This is a genomic window from Streptomyces violaceus, assembly GCF_036014075.1.
GTDB classification, from domain to species: Bacteria; Actinomycetota; Actinomycetes; order Streptomycetales; family Streptomycetaceae; genus Streptomyces; species Streptomyces violaceus.
In genome coordinates, this window is record NZ_CP107911.1 from 6,206,699 (window position 1) to 6,220,230 (window position 13,532).

Annotated in this window: 13 protein-coding genes and 1 pseudogene; 7 read left to right on the plus strand and 7 right to left on the minus strand. The window is 70.8% G+C overall.

Annotated features, from left to right (window positions below):
* Positions 1 to 30: 30 nt before the first annotated feature.
* Together OG542_RS27950 and OG542_RS27955 are read right to left on the minus strand one after the other, a co-directional pair.
* The gene (locus OG542_RS27950; protein WP_328414283.1) at positions 31 to 1,182 is read right to left on the minus strand and encodes a glycosyltransferase family 4 protein; all 1,152 of its coding nucleotides are present in this window, start codon (positions 1,180 to 1,182) and stop codon (positions 31 to 33) included.
* Between the two features lie 238 nt (positions 1,183 to 1,420).
* A complete protein-coding gene (locus tag OG542_RS27955; RefSeq protein WP_328414285.1) occupies positions 1,421 to 2,416 on the minus strand; it encodes a DUF3068 domain-containing protein in 996 nt (331 codons plus the stop codon).
* Between the two features lie 214 nt (positions 2,417 to 2,630).
* On the opposite strand from OG542_RS27955, the gene OG542_RS27960 reads away from it, so the two are divergent.
* On the plus strand, positions 2,631 to 2,783 hold the full coding sequence (locus tag OG542_RS27960) for a hypothetical protein (protein WP_184592273.1): 153 nt from the start codon (positions 2,631 to 2,633) through the stop codon (positions 2,781 to 2,783).
* A 2-nt stretch (positions 2,784 to 2,785) separates the two neighbouring features.
* Positions 2,786 to 4,030 (plus strand): PucR family transcriptional regulator, encoded by a 1,245-nt coding sequence (locus OG542_RS27965; RefSeq protein WP_184592272.1) that lies wholly within the window; start codon positions 2,786 to 2,788, stop codon positions 4,028 to 4,030.
* 45 nt (positions 4,031 to 4,075) lie between these two features.
* On the opposite strand, the gene OG542_RS27970 is transcribed toward OG542_RS27965, so the two are convergent.
* On the minus strand, positions 4,076 to 4,219 hold the full coding sequence (locus tag OG542_RS27970) for a hypothetical protein (RefSeq protein WP_328418338.1): 144 nt from the start codon (positions 4,217 to 4,219) through the stop codon (positions 4,076 to 4,078).
* A gap of 2 nt (positions 4,220 to 4,221) precedes the next feature.
* Positions 4,222 to 4,548 (minus strand): annotated as a pseudogene (locus OG542_RS27975) (TerD family protein); the annotation flags it as partial.
* 232 nt (positions 4,549 to 4,780) lie between these two features.
* On the opposite strand from OG542_RS27975, the gene OG542_RS27980 reads away from it, so the two are divergent.
* Both OG542_RS27980 and OG542_RS27985 read left to right on the plus strand, forming a co-directional pair.
* On the plus strand, positions 4,781 to 5,554 hold the full coding sequence (locus OG542_RS27980) for an IclR family transcriptional regulator (RefSeq protein WP_311125523.1): 774 nt from the start codon (positions 4,781 to 4,783) through the stop codon (positions 5,552 to 5,554).
* Entirely contained in the window at positions 5,551 to 6,408 is an 858-nt protein-coding gene (locus tag OG542_RS27985) for an SMP-30/gluconolactonase/LRE family protein (protein ID WP_328414288.1), read from the plus strand. The genes OG542_RS27980 and OG542_RS27985 overlap by 4 nt, the downstream gene beginning before the upstream one ends.
* Positions 6,409 to 6,568: 160 nt before the next feature.
* Here the strand turns inward: OG542_RS27985 and OG542_RS27990 are convergent, their stop codons facing one another.
* From OG542_RS27990 to OG542_RS28000, 3 genes are all read right to left on the minus strand, one after another.
* Positions 6,569 to 7,969: an NAD(P)/FAD-dependent oxidoreductase gene (locus OG542_RS27990; protein ID WP_328414290.1), complete on the minus strand. Its 1,401-nt coding sequence runs from the start codon at positions 7,967 to 7,969 to the stop codon at positions 6,569 to 6,571.
* A 263-nt stretch (positions 7,970 to 8,232) separates the two neighbouring features.
* On the minus strand, positions 8,233 to 9,462 hold the full coding sequence (locus OG542_RS27995) for a DUF6545 domain-containing protein (RefSeq protein ID WP_328414292.1): 1,230 nt from the start codon (positions 9,460 to 9,462) through the stop codon (positions 8,233 to 8,235).
* Positions 9,459 to 10,070 (minus strand): toxin-antitoxin system, toxin component family protein, encoded by a 612-nt coding sequence (locus tag OG542_RS28000; protein ID WP_328414294.1) that lies wholly within the window; start codon positions 10,068 to 10,070, stop codon positions 9,459 to 9,461. Before OG542_RS28000 ends, OG542_RS27995 begins: the two co-directional genes overlap by 4 nt.
* A gap of 266 nt (positions 10,071 to 10,336) precedes the next feature.
* Between OG542_RS28000 and OG542_RS28005 the strand changes: the two genes are divergently transcribed.
* From OG542_RS28005 to OG542_RS28015, 3 genes are read left to right on the plus strand one after another with little or no spacing between them, the layout of a single operon-like run.
* Positions 10,337 to 11,695 carry an extracellular solute-binding protein gene (locus OG542_RS28005; RefSeq protein ID WP_328414296.1) on the plus strand — a complete coding sequence of 453 codons (1,359 nt, stop codon included), beginning with the start codon at positions 10,337 to 10,339 and terminating at the stop codon, positions 11,693 to 11,695.
* The gene (locus tag OG542_RS28010) at positions 11,692 to 12,633 is read left to right on the plus strand and encodes a carbohydrate ABC transporter permease (RefSeq protein ID WP_328414298.1); all 942 of its coding nucleotides are present in this window, start codon (positions 11,692 to 11,694) and stop codon (positions 12,631 to 12,633) included. The genes OG542_RS28005 and OG542_RS28010 overlap by 4 nt, the downstream gene beginning before the upstream one ends.
* Complete coding sequence (locus tag OG542_RS28015; RefSeq protein WP_328414300.1) at positions 12,630 to 13,478, plus strand: carbohydrate ABC transporter permease; 849 nt, start codon at positions 12,630 to 12,632, stop codon at positions 13,476 to 13,478. Before OG542_RS28010 ends, OG542_RS28015 begins: the two co-directional genes overlap by 4 nt.
* The last annotated feature ends 54 nt before the right edge of the window (positions 13,479 to 13,532 follow it).

Genomic DNA, 13,532 nt, shown 5'->3' on the forward strand with positions numbered 1-13,532 from the left:
GCGACAAGCCACGACGGACCGTACGCCGCCTCACGGCCCCCAGCCCCTCACCGCCTCCGCGGCCACCACCCGAAACTGCCGCACCGTCCGATCCCACCGAAACTGCGCGGCCCGATCCCGAGCGGCCTTCCCCATCAACTCCCGCTCCCGCCCGGCCAGGGCCAGCGCACACCACGCCGCGGCGAACGAGGACTCGCCCTGTGCGAGCACCCCGGTCTCACCATCCACCACGGAGTCCTTGAGCCCGGGCACATCGAAGGCCACACTCGGCGTCTCCCGGGCCGCGGCCTCCGTGACGACCAGGCCCCACCCCTCCACGGCGGAGGGATGCAGCAACAACCAGGCCGCACACAGCAGCCGGTGCTTCTCGGCCTCGGAGACATACCCGGTGAACTCCACACCGGGCCCGGCCAGCCGCTCCAGCCGCTCGCGCTCCGGCCCGTCCCCGACGATCACCAACCGCCCGCCGGTCACCGGCCGCACCCGCTCCCACAACCGCAGCAGCAGATCGATCCGCTTGTACTCGACGAGCCGCCCGACGGCGACGAACAACGGCTCGGCCGAGCGCTCGGCTCTGGGCCCCGGCTCCTCGACCCCGTTGTGCACGACCCGGATACGGTCCCGCTCGACCCCGATCGCATGCAGCGCGTGGGCCGTCGAGGAGGACACGGCGACCATCAGGCTCCGCTGCTGCGCACCGGTCAGCGCCCAGTGTTCGAGTCTTCGGCCGATCCGCGCCGCCGGGGCCAGCGGCCCGCCGAAGCGCATCTTCCACAGATCCGTATGGACGTGGTTGACCAGACACAGGGTGGGACCGCGATGCCACAACGGCGCCAGGTACGGCATGCCGTTGCACACCTCGACCAGCAGATCGCAGTCGCCGACCTGGCGGGCGAAGGCGGAACGGGCGCGCAGATAGTGCCCGTACGGGCCGCCCGCCGACACGACCCGGTAGTCACGGAAGGCCGCGGGGCCTCCGCACAGCAGGGTCACCTGGTGGCCCAGCCGGGTCAGCCCGTCGGCGAGCTTGTCGACCAGCAGCTCGGAGCCGCCGGCGGACGGGTTGTCCAGGTCACGATGGGCGAGGAAGACGATCCGGCGCGGATGTGGGGGGAGCGCCGGAAGGGGTCGCTGCGCGCCTTGGGACGCGGGGCGCAGCGAGGACGGTACGTGCTGGGGCATGGGTGCTCCAACTCGTCTCGGGGTGCGGAACTCAGCGTGGGGAAAAACGTGGGGGTCTGTCCGAAGGGGAGTCTGAGGGGAGTCTCGGAAAAGTCGGCCTGTGGGGGGCCTGAGCTCTTCCTGGGAGGGGAGTGTGGACGGGATGTGCTCGGGTGGGGTTGGACAGTTTTCGCCCGGACGTTCGCCACGGCTACTCACCGGCGTGACAATTTCGGGCTTTGTTAGAGCTGACGTCACATCACATCGTGAGGGTGGGCTGGGGTGTATCGGGCGTTTCGGATGGAACAGGCTGCTCCGGCTCCTTCCGCCCACGCGCCACGAGAACACCACCCACCACCACGAGCACAAAGCCGGATATCGCCGCCCCGATCGGCAACGTCTCGCCCACCAGCCGCAGTTGGCCGCTGTCCCGCTTGGCCTGCCGCACCGCTTCCTTCTGGGTGGCGGTCGTGAACGAGACCTTCCGGCTGTCCAGCAGCACCGCCGCGTCCTTCTTCCCGCCCGGCGCCCGCAGGGTTCGCCTGGGCCCGGTCTGCGCGTAGATCACGCGGCCGGTGGCCTGGTCGACGACCAGCTCGAACCCGTGGTTGGAGTACCACTCCTCGGCCAGCACCTGCGGGCGGTCCGGCTGGTCGACGATGCTGCCGGGCACCATCCGCGTTCCGGTCCTGGTCGGCGGCACCGAGCCGGTGAACTTGTAGCCCGTGTAGCCCTGGACCTTCTGGGTGCCCCGGTAGCGCAGGACGACGGTGTCGCCGAGGGTGTTGTCCCACCACTGGTACGAGCGTTTCTGCACGTTGAAGGGGAACTTCAGATAGGCCTCGCCCTCGATGTACGGCTTCTCCCCGCAGCAGTGCACCGGCCGGGTGGTCTTCCGGTCCATCACCCAGCGGTGCGGCGTGAAGTCCAGCGCGTCGTGCGGATCGGCGGCCGGCAGCGACTTGTCGGTGTCGACCGTGGTGATCACGTCCCAGACGGCCTTGCCGCTGCGTTCGCTGTCCTCGACATTGCCCCGGACCCGCTGGGTCACGGTGATCTTCCGGTCGGGCACCGTCTCGATCCGGTCAGTGTCGAAGACGCTGCCCCGCCCGGTGTAGACGGCGGTCGTGTCGATGTCGGTCGGATTCACCGCGGCACGCGGCTGCACGTACCAGGCGAGCAGGGGCGCCAGCACCAGCAGGAACGTGCCGAGACCCAGCAGGACCAGGGAAAACGGAGAGGTTGTACGGCGCATCCGGGCACTCCAGTGGCTTGGGACGGCTCGACGTACGAGAGGGCCGGCACGGCGGAGAAAACAGCGCGTGCGGCTGGGCCGGGAACCGTAGGCGCCTCTTGACGGGGTGTCAATGCTTGTTGAAACTGGGCGCGACAGGCAGGGACGGGGTGCCGGGGTGGGGAAACCTCCGGACGATCTCCGGACGAATCCGGACAGAGAGGCTGACCCTGCGATGTCGAGACTGCTCGCTGCCGCGCTGACCGTCGCGCTCGCCGCCGCCCTTGCCGTGGGCGCCGCGCTGGGCGTGGTCGCGCTGCTCCAGGCCACACCCGACCAGCCGAACACACCCCTGATCACGTACGAGCAAGCGGACCAGGGGAGTTGACGGTGACGGCCGCCCGCACCGGAACCGTCACCACGCGCTCGGCCTGGCACGACGTACCGCGCTTCCAGGTGCGCCGGTTCGCGGCGATCGCCATGGCCGAGGCACCCGCGCTCGCCGAGGAGATCCTCTGCGAGATACAGCGCGAGTACCCCCATCTGCCCGTCGTCCTCGACGACTCCGGCGAGCCCATGGCCCTGGTCGGCATCCGCCGCGCCATCGAGGTCTTCGTGCAGCACCTGGAACACTCGGAGGGGCGGCCCACCGTCCCGCCCGGCGTCTTCCAGGACTTCGGCCGCGGCGAGGGCCTGAACGGCCGCTCGCTCGACTCCCTCCAGGCCATCTACCGCATGGGCGTACGCCTGGCCTGGCGCCGCTTCGCCGACATCGGCCAGCGCGTGGAGATCCCGCCCCCGGCGATGTACGAACTCGTCGACGCGGGCTACGAGTACCTGGACGGCCTCGTCGACCAGTCCGTGCGCGGCTACGCCGAGGCGGCGGCCCGCCAGGCCGGTGAACGCCTGCGCCTGCAGCGCCGGTTGATGGAACTGCTCCTCGCCGAGCATCACCGCGGCGACCCCGCCGAGGCCCTCACCGAACGGGCCGCCCGGATCGGCTGGCCGCTGCCGGCCAAGGTCGCGGTCGGAGTCCTGCTGCGCCCCGCCCGGGAGGCCATGGCCCCCGCGGTCGGCCAGGGCGTGCTGCTCGACATGGAGTACGAGCAGCCTCGCATGGTCGTGCCCGACCCGGGCGCGGCAGGCCGCCCCGAGCTGCTGCACCGGGCCCTGGCCGGCTGGTCCGGCGCGATCGGCCCGCCCGTACCGCTCGCCGACGCTGCGAAGTCGCTGCGCTGGGCCGAGGCGGCGGTACGCCTGATGGAACGGGAGCTGCTCCCCTCGGGCGAGGTCCTCTACTGCACCGAGCACACCGAGGCGCTGGTCCTCCTCCAGCCGGAGGAACTCATCGAGGACCTGGCCCTGAGATGCCTGGCCCCCCTGACCCACTGCGGCCCCACCCACGGCCGCCGCCTCGCGGAAACGCTCCTGGCCTGGCTGGAGACCAGGGGCGGAGCCCCGGAGGTCGCGACCCGCCTGGGCGTCCATCCCCAGACGGTCCGCTACCGCCTGCGCCAGATCCGGGAACTGTGGGGCGACGAGATCGACAACCCCGACCGCCGGTTCGAACTGGAACTGGTGCTGCGGGCGCAGCGGCTGCGAGGGCAGTTGGGGGCGATGCGCGGGCGACGGTGAGCCCTCCGGGCGGCACACCCGGCGATGACGACCGCCGCCCGGCTCTCACACCGCGGCCCGCTCCTTCGCCGCCGTACGCCCGGATGCCGGAGCGTCCAGGTGGACCACCACGGAGGAGTGGAACCGCTGCACGGCGTCGTCGACACTGCGGATGAAGCCGGACTCGGCGCTGCCCCGGCCGCTGCCCATGCCCCGAAGCGTGCTCCCTCGTAGCGGCTCGCGGCCACGACGATCCGCTCCACATCGGCCGGGACCGCCGTCAGGTCGAAGCTGATCCGGTCCTCGCTGCCGTCCCCCGTCGGCTCCTTGCCCAGGAGCTGCACGCTGCCGTCGGCCGCCACCGGGTTGTTGTAGAAGTAGAAGTCGGCGTCGCTGCGTACCTTGCCGCCGGCGTCCAGCAGCAGGACGGACACATCGGCGTCGCCCTCCCCGGTCGGGCTGGACCAGCCCAGGCTGATGATCGCGGAGCTCACGTTCTCGCTCAGGGCCGACAGGGACGCGTTCGAGCCCTTGGTCATGTCGCGCACAGATATCCCCCCGCCTCTGCGGCACCTGTGACGTGCCGCACATACGGCACTTTAATGTGCACGCAACGTGCTCGTGGGGTGCTCGTGGGTATCCGCCCGCTGTGCCTCTGCCTTGTCTGCCCATTGCCCGGCCAAACCTCTATGGCTAGCCTGTGTTCGTCATGCCGATCGCCTGTTGAAATCTCGAACACAGGCGCCTGAGACACATAGGGAGGGGCCGGTCGTGGGACGACTCGTACCAGCCGTGACCCGGGCTCTCGACATTCTCGAGCTCTTCCTCGACGGGGACGGGACGCTCTCCGCCCCCGACATCGTGCGCAAGCTGCAGCTGCCGCGTACCACCGTGCACGAGCTGGTGACCACGCTCGCCGCCCGGAAGTACATCGTCCCGGTGCCCGGCCAGCCGGGACGCTACCGGCTCGGCGTACGCCCGTACCAGCTCGGCGCCCGTTACGCCGAGCAGCTCGACCTCGCCGCCGAGGGGCAGCTGGTCGCCCGGTCCGTCGCCGAGACCTGCGACGAGACGGTACACGTGGCGATCCTCGAGGACACGGACGTCATCTACATCGCCAAGGTCGACTCCACGCACGCCGTGCGGATGGTGTCGGCGGCCGGCCGCCGGCTGCCCGCCCACTGCACCTCCGTCGGCAAGATGCTGCTGGCCTCCCTTCCCGAGCAGGAACTCGCCACGCGGATCCCCGACAACGCCGCGCTGGTCGCGATGACTCCCAACAGCATCACCGACCCGGCCGCCCTGCGCGAGGCCCTGACCGAGATCCGTGAGCGGGGCCTCGCCGTGGAGAGCCGCGAGTCCAACCCGGACGTGAGCTGCGTGGCCGCGCCGGTCCGCGACCGCACCGGCCAGGTCGTCGCCGCCCTGTCGATCTCCGTGCCCATGATCCGCTGGAGCGAGGAGCGCCGCGCCGAGCTGGAGCAGCTCGCCGCGAAGGGCGCCGCCGAGCTGTCCGAGCACCTCGGCCACCGGAGCGTGGCATGACGACGAAGCCGTACGAGGTCGCCGTACGGGCCGAGGCCGAGCTCGGCGAGGGCCCGACCTGGGACGCGGCGACCGGCCGCCTCCTCTGGATCGACATCCTCGGCTCCCGGGTGCACACCTACGACCCGGCCACCGGCCGCCGCACGGTCCGCCGCACCGAACAGCACGTGGGCGCGGTCAAGCCACGCGCGGGCGGAGGGCTGGTGCTGAACCTGCGCGACGGCATCGGCCTCCTCGACGGTGACGCCGACGGCGGGTTCCGCTGGCTGCATCACGAGCCCGTGCCCGGCCGCCGCGCCAACGACGCCGCCGTGGCGCCCGACGGCACGCTCTGGGCCGGCACGATGCGCTACGACGAGGCCCCGGGCGGCGGCACGCTGTCCCGCGTCGGCGGTGACGGCACGGTCGACGTCGTCCTGGACGACGTGGCCGTCAGCAACGGCACGGGGTGGAGCCCCGACGGGCGGCTCCTGTACTACATCGACTCCCCGACCCGGCGGGTCGACGTCTTCGATCACGCGGACGGTCGGCTGTCCGGCCGGCGGACCCTCGCCGAGATCGAGGACGGCGCGGGCTTCCCCGACGGGCTGACGGTCGACGCCGACGGTTGTGTGTGGGTGGCGCTGTGGCAGGGCTCGACGGTACGGCGGTACACGCCGGACGGTGAGCTGGACCGGGTGATCGAGCTGCCGGTGCCGTTGGTGACGGCGTGCGCGTTCGGCGGGGCCGGGCTGAGCGACCTGTACATCACGACGGCTCGTGTGGGCCTGACGGAGCCGCCCGCGCTGGCGGGGTCGGTGTTGGTGGTGCCGGGGGCGGGGAAGGGCATGGCCCAGCCCGCGTTCGCCGGCTGACGAGGGACAGGGGCGGCGACAGACGGGGGACAGGGGCGGGCGACAGACACGGCGGGACGGGGGCGGGCGACAGACAGGGCGGGACGGGGGCGGCCGGCCCCCGAGACGCCCGCACGTGAGTACGCCGACGGGGCGCGGACCGGACCCGGTCGCCCCTGTCTCAGCGTCCCGTCCGGTCCAGCCGCCGCAGGACCGTCCGCTCATCCTCCGTCAGCGGCGCCCCCACCGCCGTCGGCAAAGGCGGCCCGCTCAGCGTCGCCAGTACCGTCGAGGGCCGTAGCAGCCGCGTCGGCCCCGTCGTCATGCTCATCACGTCCCAGACCGCCGTCGCCGCCGTGTACGAGCCGGTCGCCGTGCGGATCATGCGGCGGGTGTAGGCGGTGACCAGACGGTTGGCGACCCCGGGCGAGCCTCCACGCGTCCCGGGGTACCAGACGTCCTGGCTCACCGCCATCGTCCACGCGGCCTCCACCGGTCTGGCCGCCCGCCGCTGCACACGCCGGGCGAGCCCGGGCTCGCCGAGGCCGGACCTCCGCAGCTCCCGGCCCAGCTCTCGGGCGCCCAGCGCGGCCACCGACATGCCTTGTCCGTAGGCGGGGTTGAACGTGGCCAGCGCGTCACCGAGGACGACGAGGCGGTCGGGCCAGGAGCGAACACTCTCCAGGTACCGGCGGTGATTCCTGGTACTGCGGCTGACATGGACCTCCGTGAGCGGTTCCGCGCCGGAGATCAGCCGGCCCACTATGGGGTCGGGCAGGTCCAGGGTGTACCGGAGGAACGCGTCCGGGTCGGACGGCGGTTCACCGCCGCCCCGCGTGCCGGCGAGACTGACCATCCAGCGGTCGCCCTCGATCGGCAGCACCATGCCGCTGCGGCCGGGCCGTCCCTGATACGGATCGGCCTGCACCATGGTCAGGGGGAAACGCCCGGCTCCCTCGGGAGTGCGGTAGAGACGGGTGGCGTTCACCAGGCCGGCGTCCACCGTCTTCTCGCGCACGTCGTCGACGCCCAGCCGCTCCAGCCAGGTCGCGATCCGCGAGCCGCGTCCGCTCGCGTCCACCACGAAGTCGGCGGCGAGTTCCTCCTCCCCGGCGGCGGTCGAGAGGCGAACCCCGGTCACCCGCTGCCGCGACCCCGTCAGCTCCAGCACCCGCGCCTTACGGATCACCACCCCGGTGTTGTCCAGCACAGCGCCCCGCACCGCCCAGTCGAGCAGTGCCCGGGTGCAGGTCAGCATCCGCGGTCCGGGGTGACGCCAGCGCCGGAGCCAGCCTTCGGGCGTGAGGGCGACCATGCCCGAGCCGAGCGGGATCTCGTGCGCACCGGCGGCGAGCAGATGCTTGCGCATGCTCACGCCCGGCACCAGGTCCTCCATGGAGGCCAGGCCGCCGGCCATGAGGAGATGCGCGTGACGTCCCTGCGGCAGGCCCTTGCGGTGTTCCGGCCCCTCGGGCAGATCGTCGCGGTCGAGCACGACCACCTCGTCCGCGACGGCGGACAGTGCCGCCGCGGCCAGCATGCCGGCCAGACCGGCACCGATGACGACAGCTCTACGCGACATGCGACTCCTCGCACTCAGCCATGAAGGCTCCCCCGCCCTGAGGGCTTTCCCCGACGTCCGGCCACAGCCGTGCGGTGGACAACACCGGCCGCCGGCACCGGTTTCGAGCCATGCGGGCCTCGTCCCGGACGGCTCTCACCGTACCTTCACGTACCGTGCCCGTGGCCCCCCGCGCGGGTCTCGTCCGCGAATCGGCCGGGCGCGACGGGCACAGGCCGCGCTGGGCACGGCACCCGTGGCCGCCGGGGGCAACCCCGGGGACATCAGCCGGTGAGCGACTTGCCGTCCGTGTGGTCAGGTGCCAGGGCGCGGATCGCCCGGAGGTCCTCCGTGCGGCGCAGGGCCCGGGACACGGCGCCGATCTCGCGCAGCAGGTCCGTGGTGTCACGGGCACCGGTGCCGTCGTCCTCCCGTGTCCGGTTCCTGGCGTCGATCGCGTCCAGGATCGCCGCGGTGGCGCCGAGTGCCCTCGCCAGGTCGGGCGGGTGGCCGAGGGCGAGGGCGGCGTCGTGGAACCGTTCGCGCCGGTCCTCGTCGATGTGCCGGGCGAGCGGCAGCAGCACATCGCGGATGAACGTCTCCCGGCGGACCAGTCGCAGCTCCGGCGTCGCACGCAACAGGAACGGGACCCCTGTGCCGTTGACCGTCTTCATCAGCAGGTACAGCGGCCGCAGTTCGTGGTGGGCGAGCCGGACGTGCCAGCGGCCGTGCAGGTACTGCCCGGCGTGCGGGAGGATGAAGCCGACCGCGATGAGCACGGCGGACAGGCAGGCGAGCGGCGGGGCGACGGCCGTGCTCAGCCAGTCCACATTCCGCCCGGACCAACGGGCCGCCACGGCGCTGATCTTGGCGGCGTCGAAGAACAACTGCGCCGTGTAGCCCACGCCGAGGAACTTCAGCCCCCAGCGCAGCAGCGAGTCGAGCCCGTCCGTGCGGACCCAGTTCCAGATCAGCCCGTTGGTGACCAGTGCGGCCACGGTGTGCGCGAGCAGGTAGAGCACGATCACTTCGCGCATGTACGGGGTGTTCGCGTAGTACGTGTCGAGATCCCGCAGCCGCTCCACCGGCACGTCCGCGAGGGTGAACAGCACCCACATCGCGACGACCACACCCGAATAGACCGCCACGACCCCGCGCATCGCCCGCCGGGTGCGGTCCGAGCGGTCGGACAAGCCGTTGCGCCAGGAGATGATCAGCAGCAGGCAGAAGGCGCAGAACGCGGTGAGCAGCGAGTAGACCCAGGGGCCGGAGAAGTTCGCCACCCCGGTGAGCCGGTTGACCCGGGCGATCGTCGACGGCGCCACGAAGACGAACACCGCGCAGGCGAGCAGCAGCAGTCCGCCGACCGCGCGCAGCATCGGGTCCTTCCAGAGCCGGATGATGCTCGGCAGCTTGATGGCCAGGGCGGCGGCCAGGACCCCCGCGGGGATCCACCAGAAGTTCGGATAGAACTGGTTGACGAACTCGACCGGGGTCAGCGCCACCGTCGTCACGGTGCCGCACCTCCTCGGGGCCCCCGATAGCCCAGCGACCGCTGCACGGGTTCGAGGGGTACGTCCGGCCCGCGCCCACCCGGCAGCAGTGCCCGGCACCCCGCCGCCAGCCGAAGTCCGAAGGCATCGGCATCGGCCTCGTCCCGTTCCCGGGAGCCGTTGCGGGCCGCCATCGCCAGCGCGCCGTCCTCCCACCCCGGCCGGTCGGCGAAGGCATGGGCCGCCGCCGCACCCGCCCCCTGGTGATGCCCGTGACCCGCGTGCAGATGCCACAGCTCATGACCGAGGATCACCAGTTGCTGCACCGCCTCGGCCCGCTCCTCGACGATGACGAGGTCGAAGTCCTGGAACTCGACCCACAGTCCGGTCACTTCGATCTCGTCGGGAAAGCGCTCGAAACGCAGCTCGACGGGACGCCCGCCGCGCCGCGCGCTCATCTCCTCGCACAGCGCCCGGCACAACGACCGTACGTCGGTGGGGGACTGCTCTCTCGCCCGGACCTTGGCGGCGAGCTCGGTGGCCAGGCCGCGCATCGCGGAACCTGTGCGCGAGCGCCTCAGCGCGGCCCTGACTCGGGCGGCCCTGATCCGCGCGCCCGCGATGTCCATCGCTCCCCCTTCTCACCGCCGGCCGACGGCTTGGCAGCGGTCCGAGACTAGCCGCCCGAAAGTGTTCGCGTCATGCGATCCGAGGGCCGTTGTTCAACGGAGAACGACCGTTCTTGCCCGGAACATCGTGTCCAAAGTCCGGCCACACCATTGACGCGGAAGCGCTTCGATTTTACGGTCCCGTTCGAAGTAACGAGCATCTTTCGAAATACCGAACATGCACGCCGAACATGCCGACCACTGGACACCGACAGCAAGGGCAGGGAATGGGACGACCTGGCCTGAATCGCAGGCAGCTTCTGGGCGGGCTCGGAGGACTCTCCGTCGCGGGCGGCTTCGGCTTCGCCGCACTCGGCACCGGCGCCGACGCACTCGCCTCCAGCGCGAACACCCGCGTCCGGTACTGGAACCTCTTCAGCGGCGGCGACGGCTCCAACATGATCGCCATGCTGGACGCCTTCCGTAAGGCCAACCCGGACATCGCGGTGAAGGACTCCACGCTCCAGTGGGGCAGCCCCTTCTACACCAAGCTCGCCATGGCCGCCGCGGGCAACCGCGCACCCGACCTCGGCGTCATGCACCTGGGCCGGGTCACCGGCTTCTCGCCCGGCCGCTTCCTGGACCCCTGGGACGTCGGACTGCTCGCCCAGTACGGCGTACGGGAGGAGGACTTCAACCCCGCCCTGTGGAAGCGCGCCGTCATCGACGGCAAGCTCTACGCCCTCCCGCTCGACATCCACGTCCAGCTCTGCTTCTACCGCAAGGACGTGCTGAAGAAGGCGGGCCTGCTCGGCGACGACGGCCGGATGGTGCCGGTCACCTCCCCCGACGAGTGGTTCGACGTGCTGAAGGAGGCGAAGCGGGCCACGAAGAAGGGCCTGCAGACCATCGGTATGTGGTCCAGCGACCAGAACTTCCAGTGGTGGTTCTTCGTCGCCTTCTACACCCAGCTCGGCGGCACCTGGTTCAACGGCCCGAACACCGAGGTCACCTTCGACACCGACAAGGCCACCCAGGTCCTGGAGTTCCTGCGCCGCCACATCGCCGACGGGTACGCCAACCCGGGCTTCGCGGGTGCGGCGGGCGCCGAACAGTTCGTCAACGGCGCGCCCTTCGTCTGGGAGGGCAACTGGTCGGTCCCGGTCTACTCCGGAGCGAAGCTCGACTACGGCGCGACCCCGCTGCCACCCGTCTTCGGCAAGCAGGCCACCCACGCCGAGTCGCACGCCTTCGTCCTGCCGCACCAGTCCGACCGCGGCGGCGCCACGAACGAGGCCGCACACCGACTCGCCGCCTACGTCGTCACCCACGCCCGGCAATGGGCGGCCGGCGGCCACATCCCCGCCTACACGCCGACCCTCTCCACCACCGCGTACAAGGACCTGAACCCGCAGAGCGAGTACGCGTCGGCCATGGACCACCAGGCCACCGAACCGAAGGTCTGGTTCGCGGGCTCCACCGGCATCCTCGCCCAGCGCGTCGGCCCCATCGTCGTCTCCTCGACGATGGGCTCCAGCAAGCCGGAGACCGCCGCCCGCCGGATGAAGAGCGCGCTCACCCAGCTGCTCGCCATGAAGAACCCCATGGACGGCCGGACCGCCGCACAAGGAGGTGCGGCCGCATGACGGCGACCAGCGCCCAGACCATCGCCGCACCCGCACGTGCGAAGACCGCCGCCGCCAGCGCCGGCCTCCGCCGTGGGCAGGGCTTCCAGCACGGCGGCTGGTTCGTCGCCCCGTTCCTGGCGCTCTTCACCCTGTTCGTGATCTGGCCGCTGCTGCGCGGCGTCTACCTCAGCTTCACCGACGCCAACATCTCGGGCGAGGGCGCGAGCTTCGTCGGCCTCGACAACTACCGCGAGGCCCTCAAGGACCCGCTGGTGTGGGACTCCCTCGGCCACAGCGCGTACTTCACGCTCCTGGTCGTCCCCTGCATCACGGTCCTCGCGTTCCTCCTCGCGATGCTCGCCCACCACATCGAGCGCGGCAAGTGGCTGTGGCGGCTGTGCTTCTTCGCCCCCTTCCTGCTGCCCTCCACCGTCGCGGCCAACCTGTGGCAGTGGCTGTTCAACCCCGGCACCGGCATGATCAACCACGTCTTCGGCATCGAGACACCCTGGCTGACCGACAAGTCCTACGCGATGCTCGCCATCGTCATCCAGACCCTCTGGTGGACGGTCGGCTTCAGCTTCCTGCTCTACCTCGCCGCGCTCCAGGGCATCCCCGGCCACCTCTACGAGGCCGCCAGACTGGACGGCGCGAACGCCTGGCACCGCATGGTCCACATCACCCTGCCGATGCTGCGCAACATCACGGGGCTCGTCATCGCGCTCCAGATCCTGGCCTCGCTCCAGGTCTTCGACCAGGCCGTCGTGATGATGGACTTCCTCCCCGGCCCCGAGGGATCGACCCGCACCTTCGTGCAGTACACCCTCGAAGAGGGCTTCACCAGCTACCGCGTGGGCTACGCCTCCGCGATCTCCGTCATCTTCTTCGTGATCATCGCGGCCGTCGCCCTCGCCCGGATGTGGCTGCTGCGCAACCGTGAGGAGGCCGCCCGATGACCACAGCCGCGCACCCCCGCAAGCCGTGGACGCCCAGCCAGATCGTGCTCACCCTCCTCGGCACCGCCGTCTCCGCCGTCTTCCTGGCCCCCTTCGCCTGGGGCCTGTTCACCTCGCTCAAGTCGGAGACCGAGGCGGTGGAGGTCCCCCCGCACTGGCTCCCAAGGGACTGGACGGGCCAGGCCTGGAATGCCCTCTTCGAGACCGGCAACATCACCAACTGGTTCGTGAACTCCCTGGTCGTCTCGGTCTGCGTGACATCCGTGGTCCTCCTGACGAGCGCACTCGCCGGATACGGCTTCGCCCGCACCGAGTTCCGCGGCAAGAACGCCCTGATGGGCCTGGTCATGGCGGGCCTGATGATCTCCCCGGCGGTCCTCGGCGTGCCGCTGTTCACCACCGTCCAGCAGATGGGCATGGTGGACACCTACTGGGGCATGATCCTGCCGCAGTGCGCACCCGCCGCGATGGTCTACATCCTCTACAAGTTCTTCCAGGGCATCCCGCGCGAACTGGAGGAGGCCGCGTTCATCGACGGCGCGGGCCGCTGGCGGGTCTTCTTCACCATCGTCCTCCCGCTCTCCCGCCCGTCCCTCGCGGCGGTCGGCATCTTCACCTTCATCGCCTCGTGGAACAACTTCCTCTGGCCCTACATGGTGACCAACAACCCGGACCTGATGACCATGCCGAACGGCATCGCGACCGTCATGAACTCCTACGGCATCCAATGGGCCCAACTCATGGCCGGCGGCCTGATGGCGGGCCTGCCCCTGATCATCGTCTTCGTGTTCTTCCAGAGGCAGATAGTGGCGGGCGTCGCCCATACAGGCCTGGCAGGGCAGTAAACGCCCCTTCTTCAGGGGCGCGGGGAACTGCGCGACCAGCCCCCACGCACCCGC